Annotated in this window: 23 protein-coding genes and 1 pseudogene; 14 read left to right on the top strand and 10 right to left on the bottom strand. The window is 62.4% G+C overall.

All coding sequences use genetic code 11. The annotated features are described in order from the left end of the window. Positions 1-9: 9 nt before the first annotated feature. Both BJP07_RS10080 and BJP07_RS10075 read left to right on the top strand, forming a co-directional pair. Positions 10-516, top strand: coding sequence for a PH domain-containing protein (locus BJP07_RS10080; protein ID WP_255365981.1), 507 nt, complete (start codon positions 10-12; stop codon positions 514-516). Continuing rightward, the gene (locus BJP07_RS10075) at positions 513-1,946 is read left to right on the top strand and encodes a PH domain-containing protein (RefSeq protein WP_071567333.1); all 1,434 of its coding nucleotides are present in this window, start codon (positions 513-515) and stop codon (positions 1,944-1,946) included. The genes BJP07_RS10080 and BJP07_RS10075 overlap by 4 nt, the downstream gene beginning before the upstream one ends. Here the strand turns inward: BJP07_RS10075 and BJP07_RS10070 are convergent. Further along, a complete protein-coding gene (locus tag BJP07_RS10070) occupies positions 1,869-2,339 on the bottom strand; it encodes a tRNA (cytidine(34)-2'-O)-methyltransferase (protein ID WP_071567332.1) in 471 nt (156 codons plus the stop codon). The two genes, BJP07_RS10075 and BJP07_RS10070, sit on opposite strands and share 78 nt — an antisense overlap. A 23-nt stretch (positions 2,340-2,362) precedes the next feature. Between BJP07_RS10070 and BJP07_RS10065 the strand changes: the two genes are divergently transcribed. Together BJP07_RS10065 and BJP07_RS10060 are read left to right on the top strand one after the other, a co-directional pair. Next, positions 2,363-3,211 carry a bifunctional methylenetetrahydrofolate dehydrogenase/methenyltetrahydrofolate cyclohydrolase gene (locus BJP07_RS10065; protein ID WP_218160243.1) on the top strand — a complete coding sequence of 283 codons (849 nt, stop codon included), beginning with the start codon at positions 2,363-2,365 and terminating at the stop codon, positions 3,209-3,211. Then, positions 3,204-3,539: a DUF3017 domain-containing protein gene (locus tag BJP07_RS10060; protein ID WP_255365980.1), complete on the top strand. Its 336-nt coding sequence runs from the start codon at positions 3,204-3,206 to the stop codon at positions 3,537-3,539. Before BJP07_RS10065 ends, BJP07_RS10060 begins: the two co-directional genes overlap by 8 nt. 6 nt (positions 3,540-3,545) lie before the next feature. Here BJP07_RS10060 and BJP07_RS10055 read toward each other — a convergent pair whose 3' ends face one another. After that, positions 3,546-4,640 carry a homoserine O-acetyltransferase gene (locus BJP07_RS10055; protein ID WP_071567329.1) on the bottom strand — a complete coding sequence of 365 codons (1,095 nt, stop codon included), beginning with the start codon at positions 4,638-4,640 and terminating at the stop codon, positions 3,546-3,548. 1 nt (position 4,641) lies between these two features. Beyond that, positions 4,642-5,964: an O-acetylhomoserine/O-acetylserine sulfhydrylase gene (locus BJP07_RS10050; protein WP_071567328.1), complete on the bottom strand. Its 1,323-nt coding sequence runs from the start codon at positions 5,962-5,964 to the stop codon at positions 4,642-4,644. Between the two features lie 295 nt (positions 5,965-6,259). On the opposite strand from BJP07_RS10050, the gene BJP07_RS10045 reads away from it, so the two are divergent. After that, entirely contained in the window at positions 6,260-7,168 is a 909-nt protein-coding gene (locus tag BJP07_RS10045) for a hypothetical protein (protein ID WP_177222557.1), read from the top strand. Between the two features lie 225 nt (positions 7,169-7,393). Here BJP07_RS10045 and BJP07_RS10040 read toward each other — a convergent pair whose 3' ends face one another. Beyond that, entirely contained in the window at positions 7,394-9,607 is a 2,214-nt protein-coding gene (locus BJP07_RS10040; RefSeq protein ID WP_071567327.1) for an NADP-dependent isocitrate dehydrogenase, read from the bottom strand. 104 nt (positions 9,608-9,711) lie between these two features. Between BJP07_RS10040 and BJP07_RS10035 the strand changes: the two genes are divergently transcribed. The 4 genes from BJP07_RS10035 (at position 9,712) to BJP07_RS10020 (ending at position 13,662) form a co-directional block, all read left to right on the top strand. Then, entirely contained in the window at positions 9,712-10,629 is a 918-nt protein-coding gene (locus BJP07_RS10035; protein ID WP_071567447.1) for an exodeoxyribonuclease III, read from the top strand. A 1-nt stretch (position 10,630) separates the two neighbouring features. Continuing rightward, a complete protein-coding gene (locus BJP07_RS10030; protein ID WP_071567326.1) occupies positions 10,631-11,422 on the top strand; it encodes a trimeric intracellular cation channel family protein in 792 nt (263 codons plus the stop codon). Positions 11,423-11,465: 43 nt separating this feature from the next. Beyond that, entirely contained in the window at positions 11,466-12,473 is a 1,008-nt protein-coding gene (trpS, locus tag BJP07_RS10025; RefSeq protein ID WP_071567325.1) for a tryptophan--tRNA ligase, read from the top strand. Between the two features lie 91 nt (positions 12,474-12,564). Beyond that, the gene (locus BJP07_RS10020) at positions 12,565-13,662 is read left to right on the top strand and encodes a YhjD/YihY/BrkB family envelope integrity protein (protein ID WP_071567324.1); all 1,098 of its coding nucleotides are present in this window, start codon (positions 12,565-12,567) and stop codon (positions 13,660-13,662) included. On the opposite strand, the gene BJP07_RS10015 is transcribed toward BJP07_RS10020, so the two are convergent. Then, positions 13,622-14,896, bottom strand: a complete 1,275-nt coding sequence (locus tag BJP07_RS10015) for a D-alanyl-D-alanine carboxypeptidase family protein (RefSeq protein ID WP_083584202.1) — start codon at positions 14,894-14,896, stop codon at positions 13,622-13,624. The genes BJP07_RS10020 and BJP07_RS10015 overlap by 41 nt on opposite strands. 88 nt (positions 14,897-14,984) lie before the next feature. Between BJP07_RS10015 and BJP07_RS10010 the strand changes: the two are divergent. Next, positions 14,985-15,673: pseudogene (locus BJP07_RS10010) on the top strand (VIT family protein). Here the strand turns inward: BJP07_RS10010 and BJP07_RS10005 are convergent. The 4 genes from BJP07_RS10005 to BJP07_RS09990 are packed head-to-tail and all read right to left on the bottom strand — an operon-like array spanning position 15,670 to position 19,367. Beyond that, on the bottom strand, positions 15,670-16,755 hold the full coding sequence (locus BJP07_RS10005) for a trimeric intracellular cation channel family protein (protein ID WP_071567323.1): 1,086 nt from the start codon (positions 16,753-16,755) through the stop codon (positions 15,670-15,672). The pseudogene BJP07_RS10010 and the gene BJP07_RS10005 overlap by 4 nt on opposite strands. A gap of 54 nt (positions 16,756-16,809) precedes the next feature. Further along, complete coding sequence (locus BJP07_RS10000) at positions 16,810-18,048, bottom strand: hypothetical protein (RefSeq protein ID WP_071567322.1); 1,239 nt, start codon at positions 18,046-18,048, stop codon at positions 16,810-16,812. Positions 18,049-18,060: 12 nt separating this feature from the next. Further along, positions 18,061-19,023 (bottom strand): C40 family peptidase, encoded by a 963-nt coding sequence (locus BJP07_RS09995; protein WP_083584201.1) that lies wholly within the window; start codon positions 19,021-19,023, stop codon positions 18,061-18,063. Next, on the bottom strand, positions 19,023-19,367 hold the full coding sequence (locus BJP07_RS09990; protein ID WP_071567321.1) for a hypothetical protein: 345 nt from the start codon (positions 19,365-19,367) through the stop codon (positions 19,023-19,025). The genes BJP07_RS09995 and BJP07_RS09990 overlap by 1 nt, the downstream gene beginning before the upstream one ends. Between BJP07_RS09990 and upp the strand changes: the two genes are divergently transcribed. From upp to BJP07_RS09970, 4 genes are all read left to right on the top strand, one after another. Further along, positions 19,366-20,001 (top strand): uracil phosphoribosyltransferase, encoded by a 636-nt coding sequence (gene upp, locus BJP07_RS09985; protein ID WP_070477655.1) that lies wholly within the window; start codon positions 19,366-19,368, stop codon positions 19,999-20,001. The genes BJP07_RS09990 and upp overlap by 2 nt on opposite strands. 100 nt (positions 20,002-20,101) lie before the next feature. Further along, positions 20,102-20,419 carry a helix-turn-helix domain-containing protein gene (locus BJP07_RS09980; RefSeq protein ID WP_083584217.1) on the top strand — a complete coding sequence of 106 codons (318 nt, stop codon included), beginning with the start codon at positions 20,102-20,104 and terminating at the stop codon, positions 20,417-20,419. 51 nt (positions 20,420-20,470) lie between these two features. Further along, positions 20,471-21,649 carry an amidohydrolase gene (locus BJP07_RS09975; protein ID WP_071567319.1) on the top strand — a complete coding sequence of 393 codons (1,179 nt, stop codon included), beginning with the start codon at positions 20,471-20,473 and terminating at the stop codon, positions 21,647-21,649. 91 nt (positions 21,650-21,740) lie between these two features. Beyond that, entirely contained in the window at positions 21,741-23,147 is a 1,407-nt protein-coding gene (locus BJP07_RS09970) for an NAD(P)H-quinone dehydrogenase (RefSeq protein ID WP_071567318.1), read from the top strand. On the opposite strand, the gene BJP07_RS09965 is transcribed toward BJP07_RS09970, so the two are convergent. After that, entirely contained in the window at positions 23,144-24,451 is a 1,308-nt protein-coding gene (locus BJP07_RS09965) for a short-chain fatty acyl-CoA regulator family protein (protein ID WP_071567317.1), read from the bottom strand. The two genes, BJP07_RS09970 and BJP07_RS09965, sit on opposite strands and share 4 nt — an antisense overlap. Positions 24,452-24,593 lie beyond the last annotated feature (142 nt).

The following is a 24,593-nucleotide window of genomic DNA, read 5'->3' as shown; positions in this document are numbered from 1 at the left end:
GTGGTGCCTATGGAACAGCAGACTGACACACTGGCGAGGCCACCGCTGCCGGCATCGGTCGAGCAGATGCACCGCGTCTCGCCGAAGTACATGGTGCCCATGCTGGTGACCAACACGGTGTGGGCACTGATCGTGATCGGTGGCCTGCTGTGGGCACAGTGGAAGTACGGTGGCTGGTGGGTGTGGGGTGCAGCTGTCTGCGGAGTGTTCTTCATCTGGAAGTATTTCCTCATCCCGTTTCAGGTGCGCAATCTGGCGTGGCTGGAAACGGACAATGAGCTGATCTTAAGCCAGGGCAAAATGTGGCACACGCTCACAGTCATCCCCTACGGGCGAATCCAGTTCGTGGATGTGAATACGGGGCCAGTGATGCGGGTGCTTGGGTTGAAGAAACTGGTGGTGAGTACCGCATCGGTCAGTTCGGCGACCACGTTGCCAGGCCTTCTCGCTGCGGACGCCGATGCGCTGCGTGACCGGCTCGTGGTCAAAGCACGTGAACAGATGAGTGGCCTATGACGGCGGCCCCTGAGTACCGGCGGGTCCACCGACTGACCCCGTTGCTGCGCGTGTGGGCGACGCTGCTTGCGCTGCTCACGATCGCTGTATTCAACTTCACCGTGCCACTGATGAACTGGTTGCAGGACGAAGGCGTCGGCATCATGGATGTGGGCGTGGCCGTCGGCGTGTTCATCGTTGGCCTGCTTGTGGTGTTCGTGATTTCGCAGCTGTGGTGGGCCAAGATCGGATTCCGTGTTGGTGACGAAGACATTGAGCTGAAGCGAGGCGTACTCACGACCACGGTGCGCACCGCGCGGTACGACCGGATCCAGGCCGTCGACGTCATTGAGCCGTTCGCGCCGCGTCTGTTTGGGCTCGCGGCGGTGCGCGTTGAGGCGGCCGGCGGCAACAATTCGGCCATCGAGATCGCCTACCTGCCCCGGGCGGAAGCGGACGAGTTGCGCGCCGAGATTCTGCGGGCAATCGCGGCTCGTCCCGGCGCAGCTGCACCTGCGTTGACACGCGCCGAACAAGACTCCGACCCTGCAAATACGCTGGTGCCGCCCATCCCAATCGGCCGCTCGCTGCTGGCGGCGGCGTTCCAGCTCTCCACCATCATTACTGTCGTTTCGAGCGCCGTCCCGCTCTTCACCGACCTCTCGATCACCGCGGCGCTACCGATCCTCGTCGGGTTCGTGCCACAGATCTGGCGCACCATCGACCACTCGTGGCGCTTCAATTCCGTGCTTGACGACGCCACCTCCGGCAGCAACGGGGCCGTCATCAACATGACGTACGGGCTTGCGAACCGCAGGCGCCAAGCGGTCCCGCTGCACCGCATTCACGCGATACAGCTTCGCCAACCGCTCCTGTGGCGCGCGTTTGGGTGGTGGACCGTATCGGTAACTGTGGCCGGGTACGGATCTGAGCGTAACAAGGCAACCGGTACGTCCAAGCTGCTGCCGGTCGGTACTTTGGAGCAGGCCATGCGGGTCATCGACGCGATTGCGCCACTGTCCGGCGAAGCCATGCGCGACATGTCGCGTGCGCAGCTGCGTTCCCCGGGCGTGGCGCGGTGGGTATCACCGGTTGACTGGCGGAGGCAGACAGTCACGCTGTACCCAGAGGTCACCGTGGTCACGTTCGGTCGCCTGTCCAAGCGGTACCAGATGGTGGAAAACACACACATCCAGGAGCTTTCCTTCAAACAAGGTCCCCTGCAGCACATGCTCGGCCTGGCGCATGTGCGCTTTGACCTGGTCCCGGGCGCTGTCAAAATGGTGGCGCGGGACTTGCGCGCGGGGGAGGGGCGTTGGCTCGTCGACACGCTGCGCACCCGCACGCTGCCCCCAATGACTACAGAGTCAGAGTTAGACTCCGCCGGGGAATCCCAACTGCCGCCAGGACTCGAAGACAGCGACGGAAGCGGAGTTGGAAAGGTTCATTGACCTGCGGCTCGGCAGCATCGGGATGCGGAGCTGCTTGGTCACGCGTGGGTGGTTGCGGTGTGCTTCGGGTAGCCCGGTGGGCTCGGTACCGAAGAGGAGGGCGTCGCCGTCGCGGTACTCCACGTCCTGGTAGTAGTCGGTCGCCTGGGTGGTGAACGCGAAGATACGGGCATCCGGGATCGCGGCGAAGCAGGCGTCGATAGTTGGATGAATCTGGATGTCCGCTAAGTCGTGGTAGTCCAGCCCTGCGCGCTTGAGGTGTTTGTCTTCGAAGTTGAACCCGAGCGGCTCCACCAGGTGCAGCACGGCGCCGGTGTTTGCGCACAGCCGGATTGCGTTGCCGGTGTTGCCTGGGATGACGGGATTGTCAAAGATAACGTGAAAAGCGCACATGGTTACAGTCTAGGATGGTCACCGTGACTGCGATTAAATTAGACGGAAAACTGTACCGCGAAGAGATCTTTGCAGATCTCAAAACACGAGTCGCCTCCCTGCGGGAGCGTGGCATCACGCCAGGGCTGGCCACCGTGCTGGTCGGTGACGATCCGGCGAGCCAGAACTACGTGCGCATGAAGCACCGCGACTGCGAGGAGCTCGGCATCGCCTCCATCATGAAGGAGCTGCCGGGGGATATTACGCAGGAGGCGCTTGAGGAAGTCATCGAGGAACTCAACAACGACGACGCCGTCACCGGCTACATCGTGCAGCTGCCGCTGCCGAAGCACTTGGATGAGAACCGCATTCTCGAACTCATCGACCCGGACAAGGACGCCGACGGCCTGCACCCGGTCAACCTGGGCAAACTGGTGCTCAACGAGCCCGCGCCGCTGCCGTGTACCCCGAACGGCTCCATCAAGCTGCTGGAGCGCTTCGGCGTGGATCTGAACGGTGCGATCGTGTGCGTCATCGGCCGCGGAGTGACCGTGGGTCGCCCAATTTCGCTGATGCTGACCTCGCGCAACGTCAACGCCACGACCGTGCTGTGCCACACCGGCACGAAGGACCTGGCTGCGGAGACGCGCCGGGCGGACGTGGTCATCGCAGCGGCAGGCAAGCCGCACATGATTACCGCGGACATGATTAAGGAAGGCGCCGCGCTGCTGGATGTGGGCGTCTCGCGTGTCGACGGCAAAACCGTCGGCGACCTGCACCCTGATGTGTGGGAGAAGGCCGGCTGGGTCTCACCGAACCCAGGTGGCGTCGGCCCGATGACTCGCACGTTCCTGGTCCGAAACATCGTGGAGCGGGCTGAGCAGCTTGCCTAATGCGGCAGAGGGGTTGTCGCTGGACAACCCTCATGACATTGGGAACCCGCCTTCGCCGCTGCCGCGGAAAGTGCAGCTGGGGATGGTGTGCGTGTTCATCCTGGGGTTTGTCGCCGCTGGGGTGTGGTCGCTCACGGATCACTGGCGGAGAGCCACGTTCGCACTGGGGGCGACCATGCTGTGGTGCGCACTGCTGCGCCTGACCTGCGACTCGCAGGTCATCGGCTTGTTGGCGGTGCGCTCGAAGCGGTTCGATATCGCGTTTTCCACCGGCCTGGGCGTCGCGATGGTGTGGCTGGCCTGGTCGGTGGATGCGCTGGGGTCCTAAGAGGTCTTAGGCGCTGGTCAGCGCGATGAAGTTGCGCAAGATGTTGTCCATCTGGCGTGCCTCGACCAAAAACGCGTCGTGGCCGACAGGAGACGAAAGCTTGTGCATCCCCAGCAGGTTCCCGAGGTTGCGGGACATGTGCTCCTGCTGGTGGTAAGGGTACAAAATATCCGTATCGACGCCCACAATCATCGTCGGCACCGTCGATGAGTGCAGCGCCTTGTTCAGTCCACCGCGGCCGCGACCAATGTCGTGGCGGTTCATGGCTTCGGTAAGCGTGACGTAGGCGCCGGCGTCGAAACGTTCGACGAGCTTTTTCCCCTGGTAGTCGAGGTAGCTTTGCACAGCGAAGCGCTGGTCGTGCTCGCGGTAGGGACCGAGCGGGTTCTCGCCATCCTGGGCGGTGGTGCCGAAGCGTTCGTCGATTTCTAGCTCACCGCGGTAGGTGAGGTGTGCGATGCGGCGGGCAGCAGCCAGCCCCTCGTCGGGAGAGGCGCCGGTGGAGTAGTAGTCCCCGCCGTGCCAGTTCGGGTCGCGCACGATGGAGTAGATCTGGGCTTCCTGGATACCAATCTGCCAGGCGCTCGCCCGGGCGGAGACCGCCATGACGCAGGCGTAGCCGACAGCGTCGGGGTAGAGCAGTGTCCACTCCAGGGTGCGCGCCCCGCCCATGGATCCACCCATGATGGCATGCACGCGGCCGACGCCAAGCTCGGTAAGGAGGGCGCGCTCGGCGTGCACCTGGTCGCGGACGGAAACCGCGGGGAAGCGAGACCCCCACGCGGCACCGTCAGGATGGGTGCTTGCGGGTCCGGTCGATCCGTAGCACGAGCCGAGCACGTTGGTGCAAATCACGCACCACGTGTCGGTGTCGAGTGCTTTGCCGGGGCCGATCGCCCCACCCCACCACTCGGCGGCGTTGGAGTCCCCGGTTAAGGCGTGCTCAACAACAAGGATGTTGTTCTCGCCCTCCGGGTCACCCCGGAACTGCCCCCACCGCTGGTACGCGATGTGGGCGTCCCGGATGGTGGCTCCCGCCTCTGTGGTGTAGTCGCCGATCGGGACTATCTGCAGCTCGCCTTCAGGCGCCAGGTTGGGCATGTTAGATCGCTGCGAATCCGCGCTCGAGGTCCGCGATAATGTCGTCGGCGTCTTCGATGCCGACGCTCAGGCGGATCGTTGCCTGGGAGATACCGGCGCGAGCCAAGCCTTCGGCATCCGACTGGGAGTGCGTCGTCGTGGCCGGGTGGACCACCAGGGAGCGCACGTCGCCGATGTTTGCCAGGTTGGAGTGCAGCTTGAGGGCGTCGATAAACTTCCATGCATTCGTGTGGTCGTCCTTGTCGCCTGCGACCTCGAAGGAGAGGACAGAGCCGGTGTAGCGCAGGCCGAGCTTCTCCTTGACCGCGTAGTACGGGGAGGACTCGAGGCCAGCGAAGTTCACCTTCGCCACCTTGTCATGCTCGCTGAGGAACTTCGCCACCTTCAGAGCGTTCTCGTTGTGGCGCTCCACGCGCAGGCTCAGCGTGTCCAGGCCCTGCAGCGCGACCCACGCGTTGAACGGGGAGAGTGCAGCACCGGTATCGCGCAGGATGCCCGCGCGGGCCTTGAGGGCGAAGGCCGGTGCGCCGAGATCCGCGTACTTCAGGCCGTGGTAGGCCGGGTCCGGTGTGACGAAGTAAGGGAAGACCGGCTTGCCGTCGCGCTCGACGGTCCAGTCGAACTTGCCGCCGTCGACGAGGACGCCTCCGATGGCGGCGCCGTTGCCGGTGTAGAACTTCGTGGTCGAAGCGACGACGATGTCTGCGCCAAGCTCAAGCGGGCGGACCAGAGCGGCTGTGGCCATCGTGTTGTCAATAATCAGTGGCACCTGGTTGCGGTGTGCGACCTCCGCGACGGCCGGGATGTCGAGGACGTCGGCGATCGGGTTGCCGAAGGTTTCGCCGTAGAACGCCTTCGTGTTCGGCTGGACTGCTGCCTGCCAGCTTGCTGGGTCGTCAGGGTTGTCCACGAACGTGACGTCAATGCCGAGGCGTGGCAGCGTCACCTGGAAGAGGGTCTCGGTGCCGCCGTAGATACGTGGGGAAGTAACGATGTGGTCACCTGCCGACGCCAAGTTCGTGATGGCGGCGGTCTCTGCAGCCATGCCGGAGGCGAATGCGGTAGCTGCGACGCCACCCTCGAGGTCCGCGATGCGGTCTTCGAGCGCCTGCTGGGTTGGGTTGGTCAGGCGAGTGTAGATCGGGCCTGGGTTAGAGAGGTTGAAGCGGTCTGCTGCGTGCTGAGCGTTGTCGAACACGTAGGAGGTGGTCATGTAAATAGGCTGGTTACGGGCCCCGTAGTCGCTGTCCACGGCCTGTCCGGCGTGGATAGAGCGTGTGTTGAAGGACCAGTCTTTCGTATTGCTGTTGTCGTATTGTGTCATGAGCAACAATGTAACGCTTGGTAGGTTTTCTGTGAACCAAGCTGTCTAGCTACGCCTGTTTACCAGCCATTATGCGTGAATAAAAATAGAAAAGTGATGAGCGTCCAGCGTTAGGATCACCCGGGCGGTGGTCATGTCACCTTGCTGGTTCAGCCACGTTGACAATGGTGACGGTGATGTACGTTCGTGAGTCTTCGCGTTGCGTAACGTCGGGTAAGCTTTCGGTCTGAGAGGGAACCCGAGCGGGGATTTCGACGTCAAAATAGGTATGAGGATTGACAGAGAAAATCCGATCGTGCTGCAACGGTGGGAGGAGCGGAAGGGGGAGTTGCGACGGAGGATCGTCGATAAGCGGAAGCTTTCGCATAAGGACGTTGGTCGGCTCCGAGGGACACACCGGATCCTCGACACGAGCATCATCTTTCCGGAAACTTGCTGGAGAGAGCTGAAGTACCACGAGCGGCAATGGCTGCGCGTCGAAGCTGCTGCGCTGATGAGTAGGGAAGCGGTGCTCGTCGGTCGATCGGCTGCCCGCATGCACGGCATGTGGGTGATCAGCACAACCGAAGAGCCAGTCGAGCTGTGTCTGCTTTCCCGAGGCAGCTCGCCATCCCGCAGCGGCAGAAAAGGAATTCTGTTTCGGCGCATGGTGCTCCGCGAGGACGAAACCTCATTGCGCGACGGACACCGCGTCACCACTGGTTTCCGAACGCTTGCCGACATCGCCCGCCACCACGGCTTCGTCGAGGGGCTCGTCGCTGCGGATTACCTCCGGCGCAGGGGTTTCACGCGTGCGCTTCTGGAGCAAGAAACACGGCAGCTGGGCAGACTGAAGGGCATCGCGGTGGTTCGGGAGTGCATCCGGCACTGCGTCGACGACTCGGACTCGCCCTACGAATCCTTCGCGCGCGCCCTGCTGATCCAGGCGGGGATCGGCCCGTTGTTTACGCAGTACGAAGTGGCGGGGCGCTACGCGGACCTGTGCGTCGACGGCTGGCTGCTCATCGAGATCGACGGTGATGTGAAATACCAGGGGCCAGACGCCGAACGTGCGCGACAGGAAGAATTCGAGCGCCAGAAGCGGATTGCCAACAGGGGTTATGTTTTCCTCCGCTACTCGCCTTCGTACCTACGTCGGCACCCCGACGGGTTCATCCGCGAGGTCCGCGACACCATCGCTGGCCGCCGGGCTGCGCTCGCATGAACCCTTGCTCCCCGACGCCTGCCCCAACGCACCGCGAAGGATGGTAACCGGAGGATGGTAATCAGCCGAGTAGAGGTGATCGCCGTCGGCCCAGTTACTCGGCTGATTACCGTCCTTGGGTTACCACGTGGGGGTTACCATCCTGGGCGCCAGGTCAAGAACCGCAAACCAAAACCCCGGCCGCCGCGAAAACGCAGCAACCGGGGTCGGAAAGCGGAGCGCTTACTACTTCAGGCCGTCAATCACCTTGTTGAAGGTTTCGGACGGGCGCATGACAGCAGTGACCTTGGCCTCCTCGGGCCAGTAGTAGCCGCCCAGATCGGCAGGGGAGCCTTGCACCGCGAGCAGCTCTGCGTCGATGGTTGCTGCGTTCTCTGCCAGCGCTGCAGCAACCGGAGCGAACGTAGCCGCCAGGTCCGCATCCTCCGACTGTGCGGCGAGCTCCTCAGCCCAGTAGCGTGCCAGCCAGAAGTGGGAACCGCGGTCGTCGATTTCGTTCACCTTGCGCGACGGCGACTTGCCCTCGTTGAGCAGCGTCTCCGTTGCGCGGTCCAGTGCGTCACCGAGGACGCCAGCCTTCTCGTTGCCCTTAGTGTTCTTCTCGTGGCGGAAGGACTCAGCAAGTGCGAGGTACTCGCCGAGGGAGTCCCAACGCAGGTGGTTCTCCTCCTGGACCTGCTGCACGTGCTTCGGTGCGGAGCCGCCAGCACCGGTCTCGAAGAGGCCGCCGCCAGCCATCAGTGGAACGACGGAGAGCATCTTCGCGGAGGTGCCCAGCTCCAGGATCGGGAACAGGTCGGTGTTGTAGTCACGCAGGACGTTACCGGTCACCGAGATGGTGTCCTCGCCGCGGCGGATACGCTCAACGGAGACCTTCGTGGCCTCAACCGGGTTCATGATCGAGATGTCCAGGCCGTCCGTGTCGTGATCCTGCAAGTATTTCTCAACAAGGGAGATGAGGTTGCGGTCGTGTGCGCGCTCCTCGTCCAACCAGAAGATCGCCTTCATGCCCGACAGGCGAGCGCGGTTGACCGCGAGCTTGACCCAGTCCTGGATCGGGGCGTCCTTGGTCTGGCATGCGCGCCAGATGTCGCCGGCTTCGACGTCGTGCTCGATGAGCACGTCGCCGGCCTTGTTTACAACCTGGACCTTGCCGTCGGCAGGGATCTTGAAGGTTTTGTCGTGGGAGCCGTACTCCTCAGCCTTCTTCGCCATCAGGCCAACGTTTGGCACCGTGCCCATGGTGGTTGGGTCGTAGGCGCCGTTCTCACGGCAGTCGTCGATAACCGCCTGGTAGACACCTGCGTAGGAGGAATCCGGAATGGTCGCCAGCGTGTCCTGCTCCTGGTCGGCAGCGTTCCACATGTGGCCCGAGGTACGGATCATCGCAGGCATCGAGGCGTCGATAATGACGTCGGATGGCACGTGCAGGTTGGTGATGCCCTTGTGGGAGTTGACCATCGCCAATGCCGGGCCGTCCTTCAGCGCCTGCTCGAACGCTGCGCGGATCTCCTCACCATTATCGACGCCAGCAAGGCCATCAAGGATCGCGCCCAGGCCGTTCTCGCCGTTCAGACCAGCAGCCAGCAGGGTCTCGCCGTACTTGTCGTAGACGTCCTTGAAGTATGCGCGCACGACGTGGCCGAAGATGATCGGGTCGGAGACCTTCATCATCGTTGCCTTCAGGTGAGCGGAGAAGAGCACGCCCTCTTCCTTGGCGCGCTTGACTGCGTCGAGCAGGAACGCGTCGAGTGCCTTGGCGGACATGTAGGTGCCGTCCACGACCTCGCCGGCTTCAACGGCCAGGGAGTCCTTCAAAACGGTTTCGGTGCCATCGTTGGCGACCAGCTTGATGGTCAGGGAGTCAGCCGCCGGCATGATGACGGACTTCTCGTTGTGGCGGAAGTCGCCAGCATCCATGGTTGCGACGTTGGTCTTGGAGTCCTTCGACCACACGCCCATCGAGTGTGGGTGCTTCTTGGTGAAGTTCTTGACGGCCTCCGGTGCGCGGCGATCAGAGTTGCCCTCGCGAAGGACAGGGTTGACGGCGGAGCCCTTCACGGCGTCGTAACGCTTCTGTACTTCGCGCTCTTCGTCCGTCGAAGGATTGTCTGGGTACTCCGGCAGGTCGAAGCCTGCGGCCTGCAGCTCCGCGATGGCCTTCTTCAGCTGGACCAGGGAAGCCGAAATGTTCGGCAGCTTGATGATGTTCGCTTCGGGGGTAGTGGCGAGCTGGCCGAGCTGCGCGAGCGCGTCGTCCATCTTCTGCTCGTCGGTGAGACGCTCCGGGAACTGCGCAATGATGCGGCCTGCAAGCGAGATGTCAGCGGTGGTGACATCGAGCCCCGCCTGAGCGGCGAATGCCTCAACGATTGGCTTGAGGGAATAGGTGGCCAGCAGTGGCGCTTCATCGGTGCGTGTCCAAATGATTTGAGCCATGGTTCTCCTTAAGTATCGCGTCAAAATGTTTTGCTTAAACCCACAGCGTACAGCTTTTACATACCGCGTGTCTTGTATTAGCGGGGAAAGGTAGGGTCATGGGCATGGTTTTAAGCATTGCTTCGGTCAACGTCAACGGAATCCGCGCGGCAACCAAAGTCCGCAATGAGCTCAACCACGGGATGCTCCCATGGCTCGACGCCTCGTCTGTCGACGTCGTGTTGATGCAAGAAGTGCGGGCAACGCAGGAACAAACAGAGCAAGCGCTGGCCCCTGCGCTTGAGCAAGGGTGGCACCTTGCCGTCGCCCCGGCGGAAACTCCGGGCGCGAAAGGCCGTGCGGGTGTGGGAATTCTCTCACGAACCCCCCTATCTGAGGTAAGCGTTGGTATTCCGGGCTTCGAGGACGCGGGCCGTTTCATCGCGGCAACGCTCGAAAGTGGCGTGCGGGTAGCGTCGCTCTATTTGCCGTCGGGCGCCGCGGAGACCGCCAAGCAGGACGAGAAGTACCGCTTCTTCGACCAATTCAGCCCGGTGCTCGAAGAACTACCGGCGCAGTACCCCGACATGGTGATCGCCGGGGACTGGAACATCTGCCACCGCCGCGAAGACCTTAAGAACTGGAAGACGAACCGGAAGAAGTCCGGCTTCCTGCCCGACGAGCGCGCGTTCATGGACTCCGTCTTCGGCGCATTCCCGGACGACGCCGCCCAGGACCTCGCAGACAAGGAGACAAGCCAGTGGGTTGGGGCGGTGGAGTACCAGTCGGAGGGGCGTCGACAAGCGAATGACAACCCGCAGTGGTTTGACGTCGCGCGGCACCTGCAGCCGGAGGACGCGCCGTACACCTGGTGGACGTACCGCGGGCAGGCCTTTAACAACAACGCAGGCTGGCGCATCGACTACCAGGCGGCAACAAAGTCCATGCTGGAGCGCGCGCAGCGCAGCTGGGTGGAAAAGGCCCCGACGGTCGAGCAACGTTGGTCGGACCACTCACCGCTCATCGTGGAGTACGACATCTAATATGGATGCAGTCAGTACTGATCAACTCATCACAGCGCTGTTCATCATCGGCATCGTCGCAGAGGCAATGACCGCCGCTGTGTCCGCAGGGCGCATGCGCATGGACCTCTTCGGGGTCATTACCCTTGGCGCGTTGACCGCGCTCGGCGGTGGCACGGTGCGAAACCTGCTGCTGGGGATTTACCCGATGGTGTGGGTGGAAAAGCCCGAGTATCTGCTGTTGGTGGTGGTCGCCTCTGTGCTGACTGTCCGCATTAGTTGGCTGATGTACCAGCTGCGTCGAGGCTTCTTAGTTGCCGACGCCATCGGGCTCGCCGCGTTCGTGGTTGTTGGCATCCAAACCGCAATCGAGCACGGCCACGGCTTCATCATTGCCTGCGTCGCGGCCCTCAGCACAGGTGTGTCGGGTGGCATCATTCGCGACGTCCTCTCCGACCGGGTGCCGCTCGTGTTCCGCAAAGAGCTTTACGCGTCGGCGGCGGTTATCGGCACCGTGGCGTGGTGGCTAATGATGATGGCGGGGGTCCCGGAGTGGATCAACGTCATTGTCACCGTGCTGCTGGTGCTGGGCATTCGCCTGGTTTCGCTGAAGCGCGGGTGGTCGCTGCCGGTGTACGAATACGACGACGAACGTGTTGCTGAAATCGACCCGAAATATGCACTGACCTCTTACTTCTACCGCCGCGCGCGCATGGTGCCGGGGGCGCGCCAGGTCTACCGCGGCATCAAACGTATCCGGCGCCCCGACCCTCGAACTGACCCCAAGCCCGACGAGGAAGCGGACACGGAATAGGGCAGGTACCGCACGCGCACGTTCCGGTCTACAGTAGGTAGGCATGACTGAAAAACAGCGCGTACTTTCCGGCATTCAACCCACGGCAGATTCCTACCACCTCGGCAACTACCTTGGGGCGCTGAAGCAGTGGATTGACCTGCAAGACGGGTACGACGCGTTTTATTTCATCCCGGACCTGCACGCCATTACGGTCGACCAGGACCCGAAGGAGCTGCGCGAGCGCACCATCGCGGGCTGCGCGCAGCTGATCGCGCTCGGCATCGACCCAGAGAAGTCCACTCTGTTCGTGCAGTCGCATGTGCCTGAGCACACGGAGCTGACCTGGGTGCTGCAGTGCCTCACCGGCTTCGGCGAGGCCAGCCGCATGACGCAGTTTAAGGACAAGAGCCAGAAGCAGGGCCAGGACCGCACTTCGGTCGGCCTGTTCACCTACCCGGTGCTGATGGCTGCCGACATTTTGCTGTACTCGCCACAACTCGTGCCCGTTGGCGAGGACCAGCGTCAGCACCTTGAGCTCACCCGCACGCTCGCTGAGCGTTTCAACTCCCGCTACGGCTCCACGTTTGTGGTGCCGGAGGGGCTGATTCCGGAAGGCTCGGCAAAGATTTATGACTTGCAGGATCCGACGTCGAAGATGAGCAAGTCTGGGCAGAACCCGAAGGGTCTGATCAACTTGCTGGATGATCCGAAGGTGTCCGCGAAGCGGATCCGTTCGGCGGTGACGGACGATGATGGCGTCGTCGCCTACGACAAGGAGAACAAGCCAGGTGTCTCCAACCTCCTGGTGATCCAGTCTGCGCTGACCAGCACCCCGATCGACTCTCTGGTGGCCAGCTACGAGGGCAAGGGCTACGGCGCACTGAAGGTGGACACGGCCGATGCGCTTGAGGCCTTTACGACGCCACTTCGCGCCCGCTACGACGAACTCATGAACGACCGCGCACAGCTGGAACGCATCCTCGCGGACGGCGCGCAGCGCGCACGAGAGATCGCGGCACCGTTGGTCAAGGACGTCTACGAGAAGGTTGGTTTCCTCGCCGGGGCATAGCTGCCCAGTGGAACTCGGTGGCTAGATGGTGGACCTTTGCTCTACGATGGTGTGCTTAACGTAACAAACCAGAAGTAGGGAAGGGACTGTGATGGCCACTTCGACGTCGCCACAGACGGAGTACACCGACCGGCAGGGCATTGAGCGCGCCACGAAACAGCAATCGGAAGGCGCCGCGGATGAGATTGCGAAGAAGGCTCCGGCGGTTGGCCACCTGATGCGGATGAACGAGCGTTTCTCCTCGCAGGGCGGCAACCAGCTTTCGGCAGGTATCACGTACTTTTCGGTACTGTCGCTCTTCCCGCTGGCGATGTTGCTGTTCGCGGCGCTCGGTATGTTTTTGAACGGGCGCCCGGACATTATGCAGCAGGTGCAGGACCAAATCACTGAGAACCTCGAAGGGGGACTCGGCGATACCGTCAACGAGTTGCTGCAGGCAGCGATCGACCAGCGCGGAGCCGTCGCAGGCGTCGGTTTGCTCACAACACTTTGGTCCGGCTTGGGATGGATGAACAACCTGCGAGTCGGCATTTCGGCGATGTGGAACCTTGACGCAAATGATGGTGGAAACTTCGTCGTGAAGAAGATGGCGGACCTGCTGGGCTTGATCGGTTTGATTCTGCTCTTCATCGTGGCGTTCGGTGTGACCGCCATCGGTGCCTCCTCGTGGACTTCGCAGGCGATGGAGCACTTCGGGCTCGGCGACTTCCCGGGGGCCCGCCTCGTGGTGTGGGCGGTCGGCCTGGCGGTCGGTGTGCTGGCGAACTTCCTCGTGATGTGGTGGCTGGTCACCTACATGCCGCGCACCAAGGTGCCGGTGAAGTCCGGCTTGAAGGGCGCGCTGCTCGGCGCGGTCGCGTTCGAGCTGGTGAAACAGTTCGCAACGGTGATCGTGAGTTCAGCGACGGGCAACCCGGCCGGCGCGATCTTTGGCCCGGTGATTGCGCTGATGGTGGTGCTCTACCTCATCTGGCGCGTGGTGCTCTACGTTTCTGCCTGGACCGCAACCACAGAGGAGTCGCTGGAGCTCGAGCCGGTTGAGGTCCCGGAGTCCGCGATCATCAACGTGCGCGCGGGCGCGTACCAGGACCCGGCGAACAGCGCCTCTGCATCAGGCAAGGCGCTGGGCGTTGGGGCGGCGATTGGCGCTATCGGCGTCGGGATCGTTTCTTTGCTGACGCGAGACTAAGCGCGACGGCGAGTGCGGCAAGCACGAGCACCCCGCCGACGAGCGCGATGGAAAGCCAGGGGATTCCTCCCTGGCTTTTTGCTTTTCCAGGTTTGTGATCACCAGCATCAGCTGGCTGCGGCATAGTCGTTGGCGTTTCCGCGACAGGGTTCAGCGACGCCACGTGGGTGGTGTGTCCGGAGGCGTAGGCGTAGGACTCGTGGAGGAGTGCCTGCGCTTGCTGCCACGCGCGCATCTTGTCCACCGTCGTGTCCAGGACCACCGCGACCAGCCGCACGCCGTCGTGGTTGACGGCGCCGACAAAGGTGTGGTTCGCGTCATCGGTGTAGCCGGTTTTGCCACCGATGCCGTCGGGGTCGTTGAGGTAGAGCTGGTTGTCGTTCCACAGCTCGTAGCCGGGGATGTCGCCGTAGCCCGGGAACGGGTAGGAGGCGGTGTCTGCGATTTCGGCGAACGTCGGGTTGGAAAACGCGGCCCGGTAGGCGAGCGCCATATCCCACGCCGAGGTAGACATTCCGGCGCGGTCCAGGCCGGAGTAGGAGGTTGCGCGGGTGTCGTCCATGCCGAGCTCGCGGGCCTTGGCGTTGATTTTCGTTAGGGTGGCGTCGTCACCGCCGAGCGCTTGCGCGAGCGCGTGGGCGGCGTCGTTACCCGATGCCATGAGGAGGCCGTGGAGGAGGTCGTCGACGCTGTACTCGCCGCCTGCGCCGATGCCGACGGCCGAGCCTTCCTGACCGGCGGATTCCTCGCTGACCACAACGCGTTGCTCGCGGGGCAGCTCGTCGATCGCCACGAGTGCGAGCAGCACCTTAATAATCGACGCCGGCCTGTACCTGCCGTGCGGATCCTTCATCGCGATCACGTCCCCGGTATCGAGGTTAGCGACGAGCCACGCGGACGCGAGCACCCCCTCGTCGACGTGGAACCCCTCGGGCGCTTCGACGCCGCACGGTCCCTGGTAGCTCACGGGGAGGGGCTGGAGGGTTTCGGTTTCTCTGGTCTCGGACGTGGACACGGGCTCGGGTGGCCACAGGGATCGCTCGCAATTGTCCGTGTCAGGGGCGTGGAGCCGGACCGGTGGCACCCAGTTTCCGTAGTCGTCGTAGAACCCGGGGTGGGGCGTAACGGTGGTGGTGGCCGTCGTGTCCTCCGCGACTGCCGGTGCGACAGGGGCGGCGAGGGCCAAGCACAGGGGTGCGCACACGGCGCTTGCGATCCGTTTTGCAGTGTTCATCGCAGGCTATCGTACGCCAGGTCACCCGCGATATTGGTGAGGCTGCGCTTCGTTGCGCAGGTATGTAATTTAGGCCACTATGTAGCGCATGGTTGCAGTAGAAGGCATGAATGAGCGGCTGAATAAGCTGCGCGCAGCGGTGCTCGGCGCGAATGACGGCATCGTCTCGACGGCCGCGGTGGTCGTCGGTGTGGCGGGCGCGACGCCGAACGTTCCCGCGATCGCTACGGCGGGCATCGCCGCGCTGATTGGTGGCGCGGTGTCCATGGCGCTCGGCGAATACGTGTCGGTGTCCTCCCAGCGGGACATGGAAAACGCCTTCATCGCCGCGAACTCGAGCTGCACAAGGAAGACCCGCACGAGGAATTCGAGCACCTCGTGGCCGGCTACGTCGCATCGGGTCTGAGCGCGAAGACTGCGTTGAAGGTGGCGCGGGAACGCACCGCCGATGACCCCATCAAGGCCCACTTAGAGATGCACTACGGCATCGACGAGGACGATCTCGCGAACCCGTGGTCGGCCGCCATCGCGTCGTTCCTTTCCTTCTTCCTCGGTGCGCTGCTGCCACTCGCGGCGGTACTGCTCCCGCCGGACTCGTGGCGCGTGGCCTCGACGTTCATCGTGACGCTCGTGGCGCTGGCGGCGACGGGCGCGGTTTCCGCGCGCATCGGCGGCGCGAACGTGACGCGCGCCGTGCTGCGCCTGGTCATCGGTGGCGCACTCGGTCTTGCCATCACTTTCGGCGCTGGGTGGGCCTTCGGCACCACAGCTCTCTAAGGGTTCCGTGCCTCGTATTGCTTCACCAGCCGCTCGATGAGCTCGTCGGTGAGTTTGTCGTCTTGCAGGATCATGTCCAGCATCTTGCTCGCGGATTGGTCCAGGTGCTGTTCTTCGTCGTAGGAGTCGCCGGAGAGGTCCACCCCGATGCCATCGAGCAGCGACTCGCTTGTCGACGCCTCCTCCGCCACATCCTGGCCTTCCTCCACGTTGATCGCTTCGAACTGGGACGTGAATTCCTGGAGGAATGCGTCGGCATCGTGGACGGCCTCCGAACGGCCTTTGCCACGCTTGACTTCGGTTTCGATCCTGCGCTGGAGCGCTTTCTCCATCTGGCGGTGGCGCCATGAGCGCACCCGAGTCGGCTCGAGTTCCCGCGCAATGTTGCGTGAGTGACGCTCCGCCTTCCGCGCCAGATCAGCGAGGTGCGCTGCGGTCTGGTTTACTGGGGCGAACTCCGAGTTTGTAGAGACCCGCCAGTTGCCGTAGTAGCCGAGCAGGAACAGCGCGAAGCTGGCTACCGGGCCAAGCACCATCCCGATCGCCATGTGACCTGTCGCGTGGCCAAGCAGCACGATCACGGAGCAGGCCACCGCGGGGATGACGGTCGGCTGGTTGTTACCGAAAACGCTTGGCTCCCGCCCAGTGACGACGTCGCGGATCATACCGCCACCCGTCGCGGTGAACACGCCCATCATGATTGCTGGAAGCACCGGAAGGCCGTAGGCCAGGGCTTTCGATGCCCCTGTTGCTGCCCACAGCGCGGAGACGAACGCGTCGCCGTGGCTTTCAAGCACGCTCCACGCGCGTCCTTTGAAGTACGTAAACCGCGCGATGACCGCGCCTGTAAACGCCAGGATGAGGTATTCCGGTTGGCTCATTGCTGCGACGGTGCCTTCGTTGATGAGGACGTCGCGAAGCATGCCCCCGCCGAGGGCGGAGAGCATTGCGATGAAGAAAAACCCGATGATGTCGTAGCCGCGGTGGCGTGCGATCGTGCCACCGATGATGCCCATCAGTAAGACGCCGGAGACATCGAACCAACGATAGATAGCGGAGATTAACGGATCGACCTGGTCCATGCTGGCACATTTTACGTGCCCCTGTTTCAGTGCCTGCGGTGGGCCACGGAATGCCTAGAACTTGGAGAAGCGCTTAATGAGCTGCAGCTCCATCTCGTTCCACGCCTCAGCCTTGTCCGTGAACGGCGCTGAAGGGACGTAGCCGGCTGCCTCGGTGGAGCCAAGCATGTACGCCAGGTAGTCCTGCATGCGTGGGTTTGCCAGGAGGAAGGAGTTGAGCGAATCGTCCTTGGCCCAGTCGGCGGCATCGGCAAGCAGTTCATAGGCCTTCGCCATCTGCTTGGTATCGACGTTGTCGACGCCCCGCTTGATGTCCTGCGCGATGCCGTTGAAAGAGTAGGAGTTGTCCGGGTGGACCGTGACCTCGAGCTCGCCGGCATTCGCAAGAGTGACGATGTCCGACCAGGTCGCGACGCCAGCCAGGTCGTGATCATCATTCTCGATGATCCAACGGCCGAGGTGCTTGGCGGACGGGAAGGTAAAGATCTCGCCATACTTGCCCAAAAATACCGGGTTGGAACCCAAGTAGGTGCGCAGCGTGTACACACTCTTGCCCTGGATGGAGACCTTCACCGGGTCGATGCCAGCGCGTGCCCACGCGGAGTTATCGTATGGGTCTTGCGCTTCCTGATCCGCGCGTTCGCTCTCTGCAGCCTGCTGTTGTGCTTCTTCGCGGGCCTTCTGCGCAGCCTCAATAGCGGCGGCAGCGGCGCTGACAGCAGCGGCGTCGATGGAATCCGTTTTTACGACGCGAACAGACTCATCGAGGGACTTGACCACGTCTTCCCAGTTCGCCAGCACAACGCGGCCGACACCTGACCACTCGTCCAGGCCGTTTTCGCCCTGGTAGTGGTCCGAGCCGCGGTTGACGTTGCTCAGAATCGAGTGGGAGGCGAAGAAGATCAGCGCCGGCTCTGCTGCCGCGACCTCTGCGAGGGAACGCGAAATCTGCAGCACGCGGGACAGGTGCGACACGTTCTCGTGGCTGGGGCGGCCAGCGAGCAACTCAGGCGCGCCGATGATGTCGAAGTACTGCTTGTCATTCGGTACAACGCGGTCGTCGCCCTGGCTGGAGAACTGCTCCCACTTCGGGTGGTCCGCCAGGTCATGCTTCGGCGTGTTGTTCACGTATGCGAGCAGTGCCTCGGGAGATTCGAACACGAGCACCGAGTTTTCATCGCCGAAAAAGGCCTGCCACTCGGAGCCGTGCTCTTTCCAGGTTGGCGCCCACAGGGTGTAGAAATCGCCGTCGGTCAGTGAAAGCTTGACGGGCAAAATAGCACGGGTAATCATGCAGCAAATCTATCACGCTGTTGGGCGCCAGAAACCTTTGAACGCCATTCCCATGTTTTCTGTCCGCACGGGATTCATCTGAACCGGGTCGCCGGCTTCGATGAGCATGCCGTCACCGGCGTACATCGCAACGTGCCCGTCCCACACCGCGAGGTCACCCGGCTGCAGATCTTCGTAGCGAACCTGCTGCCCAATGTTTTGCTCCTGGGCAAGGCGTGGAAGCTCCACACCGGCTTGCCGATACGCCCAGCTGGTAAGCCCGGAGCAGTCGAACCCACCCGGTGCCGAACCGCCCCACGCGTACCTGGTCCCGAGCTGCTGCTTCGCCGCCGCAACCGCGGCTTCACCTGCTGCCGAGCCTCCCCGAGCGGGCGGAGGTCCTGCTTGCTGCACCGCTGCAAGCTGCGTGACTTCCTGCTTCGGGTGGGTGACATCGCGTGCGGTGATGTGGCGCTCGAGTTCATGCATGGCGGCTTTTGCCTGAGAAGACGCGGCGATGGCAGGCTGGTTCGCGGCGTGGGTGACAATTCCCGCCAACTGCTTGGCCAGCGGGGCGAGATCGTTCGCCAGTCCGTTGAGTGTGAACCCGGCCTGGGTGACCGCCCATCCGACCTGGACAGCGATCTTGATTCCCGCTCCGATCGCAGTTGCGGGGTTGCTCAGTAACGGTATCAGCGGCTGGGTGTCTCTGATGAGGCCAACCACGATGTTGCTCAGTTCCTTAGCAGCAAAGAACACGAGGCTGCTCGCCTGGCCAAACACCTTGACAATGGTGTCGCGATCTTTGCTCAGCAAGTTGGCGGCGTTGCGCAATACTTGGCCCGCAGGGTGTGCCCCTACGAATGCCGCCAGGGGCTCGATGGCAGAAAAATCGGGAGTGGAAAGGAACGGGAGTTGGGGAAGTGGGGCAGGAACGTGTCGCAGAATGAGCTGCGCTGCCGCGATCGGGTCAATACCCGCAGCCAGTGCAGCCATCACAGCACCGCCTGAAGTCGCTGGCTGAAGCGCTCATCGACACTGATGGCTGCTTGCACCGCCTTGAGCATCGCGAACGCAACGCGGCTTGCTTCCTCACTGAGTGCTTCACTTCGCGCGTTTTCCTGCTCTACTGCTTGTGAGAGCGCCTGGCTGAACTCCGCGAGTGGCCACACATTTGGCACTGGAACGTTGGGCAGCGGCTGAAGCGCAGCCGCGTCGTCACGTAATGCATCAGCGTGCGAATGGATAGTTGATTGGTCAAAAGCGAAAGTAGTCATATGAGTTGGACGCACGGAGTCAGTCATCGGTTCCCTACGAATTTCAATTACGATGTGAATCATGGAAATTACCGTTGTTGACCACCCCCTGGCAGCCTCCCGTCTGACACTGATGCGTGACGAGCGAAGCGATAACACCGCATTTCGTGCCGCACTCGCTGACCTGGGGGCGATGCTGATTTATGAAGCGTCGCGTGACCTGAAAACCGAAACGTTTGAAACCAAGACGCCGGTAGCAACCGCCACCGGCGTTCGTTTGGAAAAGCCCCCAATCATCGTTCCTATTATTCGCGCCGGCCTTGGCATGATTGACCCCGCACTGTCCATGATCCCGGACGCACAGGTCGGCTTCATTGGCATGGCGCGCGACGAGAAAACCCACGAGCCGGTTCCGTACCTCGAGGCGTTACCCGATGACCTGTCCGGTCAGCCCGTGTTCCTGGTCGACCCAATGCTGGCCACCGGGGGCTCCCTCATCCACGCGATCGAACTGTTGGAGGGCCGCGGGGCAGACGACATTACTTGTGTGTGCATGGTCAGTGCGCAGCCGGGCGTCGATAAGCTGAAGCAGCATGGTGGGTCGGTGCGGCTGATCACTGCCGTTATTGACCCAGGTCTTAATGAGGATGCGTACATCGTGCCGGGCCTCGGCGACGCTGGGGACAGGCTCTACGGGCCACGCAATATTGACCTCTAGTCAAAACGCCGTGCGTCGGATATAATCGCTGGAAGTTTGCTACGTACACGAGGGGGTATACGTGTTCTTTCAGGGAAGTCTTGGCGCACGGTTCTCGGATATGGATTCGGACCAATACTGGGCCAGCTACGCGTTTGCATTAGGGGAGAGAATTCGCGCCCTGCGCACCATGCAGGGGCTATCGCAGGCGTACCTGGCCGAGCGGGCGGGGATCTCGCGGTCCCTGCTCTCCAACTTGGAGCGCAACAGCTACAACAGGAATAGGGCTGCTGATCCCACGCTTTCGACGATCTGCAGGATCGCCGCCGCGCTCGATGTTTCGCCGCTGCAGCTACTGTCGGCGGGAGAGGAGCAGGAGGCGCAACACGACCAGTCGCAAGAATCGGTGGAGGTGGGCGTAGAATCAGTGCCACAATAAGGCGCTGTGGGAGCCACGCGCACAAATGCTGGGTGAAGGGTGAGCAACACAATGACGGCCGGAGGAATTGCGCGCGCGGTAGACCAATGGGTGCAGGACCACCACTCGACGATGGTGGAGTGGCGCCGTCATTTCCACTCTTTCCCTGAGCTTTCCAACCAGGAGTTTGCCACCACCGAGTTCATCGCGAACGTACTGCGTGAGTACGGCCTGGAGCCAGTTCTCTTTCCTGGCACGGGGCTCTACGTTGACTTGGGGCCGAAGGACGGCAAGCGGCTCGCGTTCCGTGGCGACATCGATGCCCTGAAAGTGCCGGAACAGACCGGCCTGCCGTTCGCATCGCAGCACCCGGGGGTGTCCCACGCGTGCGGGCATGATGTGCACACGACGGTGGTGCTCGCACTCGCGTGTGCCTTATCGACGATCCAGCTGCCGCTCGGCGTACGCATCATCTTCCAGCCGGCGGAAGAAGTCATGAACGGCGGCGCACTCGATGTCATCGAGTGGGGTGCGCTGCAGGACGTCGCGAGCATTTTTGCCCTCCACGCCGAGCCGAAACTGCGCGTGGGCCAAATCGGTGTGCGCACGGGCGCCATCACGTCGGCGTCGGATGTGCTACGCATTACTGTCAACGGGCCTGGAGGGCACACCTCGCGCCCGCAGCTTTCAGCGGACGTTGTCTATGCGCTCGGGGCGTTGATCACACAGCTGCCCGCCCTGTTGTCGCGCCGGGTCGACCCGCGGACGGGCACGGTGCTGGTATTTGGGCACGTGGAGTCGGGGGATGCGGCGAATGCGATTCCGAAGACTGGTGAGCTGCTGGGCACCCTGCGAACGGCGGATATCGGGACGTGGCGCATCCTCGAAGATCTGGTGACCGACTTGATCGATCTGGTGGTTGCGCCGACCGGATGTACCTATCACCTGGACTACATGCGGGGTGTGCCACCTGTGCTGAATGATGACGCCGCGACCGCACTCGGTGTTGAAGCAGGTCGGAGGATTGACCCTCACGCTGTGGTGACCGCGCCGCAATCTTCCGGTGGCGAGGACTTCTCTTGGTACCTGGAGCACGTACCGGGGGCGATGTTCAGGCTTGGCGCTTGGAGCGGTGAAGGGGAAATGCAGGACTTGCATCAAGGCGATCTCAATATTGATGAGCGTGCCCTTGAAGTTGGGGTGCGCTTGTTCGGAGGGGTCGTCGAAAAGTACGCCGAAAACCTCAGCTAGTGCAACTATTGGATGGTATCGGAGCTGCGTACAGCGGTGTAGACTATCTAAGTATTTGTGTGAACGACGAAGACCGTTGAGGAGTATGTAGGTGTCGAAGAAGATCGTCATTATTGGCGGAGGGCCGGCTGGTTACGAGGCTGCGCTGGTTGCATCAAAGTACGGAGCTGATATCACCGTTGTGGAAGACAACGGCTTGGGCGGGTCCGCTATCCGCAAGGACGTTGTCCCTTCGAAGGGGTTCATTGCTGGCGCCAACATCAAGACGGACCTTCGCCGTGCAGACGACATGGGCCTCAACCACGGCCTTGGGGAAGCCCAGCTATCGCTGACGGCGCTGAATGCGCGTGTGATTGCACTGGCCGAGAAGCAATCGAGCGACATCGCTGCGCAGTTGGAGCAGCGTGGTGTGCGTCTTATCAATGGGCGTGCGCGGTTTGCTGACAAGCAGCTTGGGCACACGACGCATCGCGTGGAGGTGCACTGCGAGGGCAACGACACCGAGATTATCGACTGCGACATGGTGCTGGTGTGCACCGGCGCGAATCCGCGCGTGCTGCCAGGCGCTGAGCCGGACGGCGAGCGCATCTTGAACTGGCGTCAGATGTACAGCCTCAAGGAAATGCCGACGCACCTGATCGTGGTCGGCTCCGGCGTCACTGGCGCCGAGTTTGTTTCTGCGTTCGCTGAGCTGGGCGTCAAGGTGACCATGGTGGCGTCGCGTGACCGCATTCTGCCGCACGACGACGCCGATGCGGCTGACGTGCTCGAGGATGTGCTGGCTGGCCGTGGCGTCCACTTGGAGAAGCACGCGCGCGTGGAGTCGGTGACGAACACTGGCGACGGCGTCGTGGTTCGCACGACGGATGGGCGCGAAATTTCCGGTTCGCACGTGATGATGTCCATTGGTTCGATTCCGAACACGGCGGACCTCAACCTGGAGGCGGCCGGTGTGGAGGTTGCCCCGTCCGGCCACATCGTTGTTGACCGTGTGTCGCGCACCAACGTCGCTGGCATTTACGCTGCGGGCGACTGCAGTGACCTGATGCCACTGGCATCCGTCGCAGCGCAGCAGGGTCGCATTGCCGTCGACCACGCCCTGGGTGAGGGGGTTTCGCCGGTGCGTTTGAAGACGGTGGGCAACGCGGTCTTTACCCGACCGGAGATCGCAGCGGTTGGCGTGACGCAGCAGCAGATCACCGACGGTGAGGTGGACGCGGACATCTACAAGCTGGACTTGGCGACGAACCCTCGCGCGAAGATGCGTTCCCTCCAGCATGGTTTTGTGAAGATTTTCGCCCGCAAGGGCTCCGGCCAGGTGCTCGGTGGCGTGATTGTCGCCCCGACAGCCTCCGAACTGATTTTGTCGTTGACCATCGCGGTGGCCAACGACCTGACCGTACGCCAGCTGGCGAACTCGATGGCGGTTTACCCGTCCCTGTCGGGCTCGATTACTGAGGCGGCGCGCAGGCTGATTGCTAAGTCTGACCTGGACTAGGGGCCGACCTCGGTACCCAGGTGAGGGCTTGGTGGCCCCGGAAACGCTCGCTGCGGGCACGATGCGCGTGGGCAGGTAGCGCAGCCGGGGCCAATTTTTGTCGCTGATTCAGGGGAGATGTTCAGCCCGTCGGCGTAAATCATGCGTTGGGCGAACGCGATATCGCAGCCCAACACCACCGCGTGCTCCCGGCGCGGGGAGTCGAAACCGACGACGGGGCCTTGCACCATGCGCGCGATCCACAAGTAGGTCCGCCCGTCCGGCATGACGGCAACCTGGCGCGTCACCCTGTTTGAGGTTTCAAACGCGCGGTGCACAACCCACAAGGGGCAACCCCCGCCGTGGCGTGAGAAGTGAAACGCTGTCGACGACTGGCGCTTCGAAATATTGCCCGCCCGGTCGGTGCGCACGAAAACGAATGGGATTGCTTCCGCGCCGGGGCGCTGCAAGGTGGCGAGGCGCTGGCAGGTGGACTCGAACCCCGTGCCGAAGCGTGCTGAGATGACGTCGATGTCGTAGCGGGTTTCCTCGGCGGCTTTGAGCAGCTCGGCGTAGGGCATGGTGACAGCAGCGGCGAAGTACTGCGCCAGTCCGTGGCGCGCAAGCTGGACAGGTTCGGGTTGTGTTGCCTCGTTGAAGGTGTCACGTACGTATTCGTCGATGAGTGCGGCGAACGCGGTGCGCCCGTAGTGGTAGGCGAGTTCGAAGCACTGTTGCGCCTCGGTGAGGCCGGTGCGCAGCCGGATCTCGCGCTGATTGTGCTGCAGGGTTGAGCGGGGTCCGTTGACGTATTGGTTGAAGCGCACCTGGATGCCGTATTCACGGTCGAAGGTCGCCGCGAGCCGGGTCAGTCGCAGTTGTCGGTTCGCGGTGTGCGCGGCGAGCTGTTCGGCTGCGAGGTCGAGTTCGTGGAAGTAGTTCTTGTGGTTTTGGAAGAACTCGCGGACTAACGCGTGGGGGTGTTCGGGATCGGCTGTTTCGGGAGAGGGCAGCGCCCGGAGGGTATTTGCGATGTCGGGGAAGCGCTGCGCGAATTCGTGGAGTTGCGGTTGCGGGATGCGCGGGAGGAGTTCGGACAGCTCATTGACCACGCGTTGGTCTTCGTCGGGGGAGAAGAAGGTGGGGGAGAGCTGAAACACGTTGGTGAGTTGGAGGAGCACGCTGACGGTCAGCGGCCGCTGGTCGTTTTCGAGTTGGTTGAGGTAGCTCGTTGAGATGTCGATCCGGCGGGCCATTTCCCCTTGTGTGAGTTCGAGTTCACGGCGGAGCGTCTGTATCTTTGCCCCCGCGTACAGCTTTGCCATGGTTGCCTTTCCTCGGTTTTGTGCGTCTACGCAGCGTGGTTAGCAGAGTTTGCATAGTCGAATGAATTTGTACGCAGAAGTTTACAGCCTAAAATCATGGCACGCATCACATTTTGGTTCTTAGTATGAGCTGCAACATCAA

The sequence above is a fragment of the Corynebacterium sp. NML130628 genome (assembly GCF_001875665.1).
In the GTDB taxonomy this organism is placed as follows: Bacteria; Actinomycetota; Actinomycetes; order Mycobacteriales; family Mycobacteriaceae; genus Corynebacterium.
Note: the sequence above shows the minus strand (reverse complement) of the source record. Positions and strands in the feature narration are given on the sequence as shown.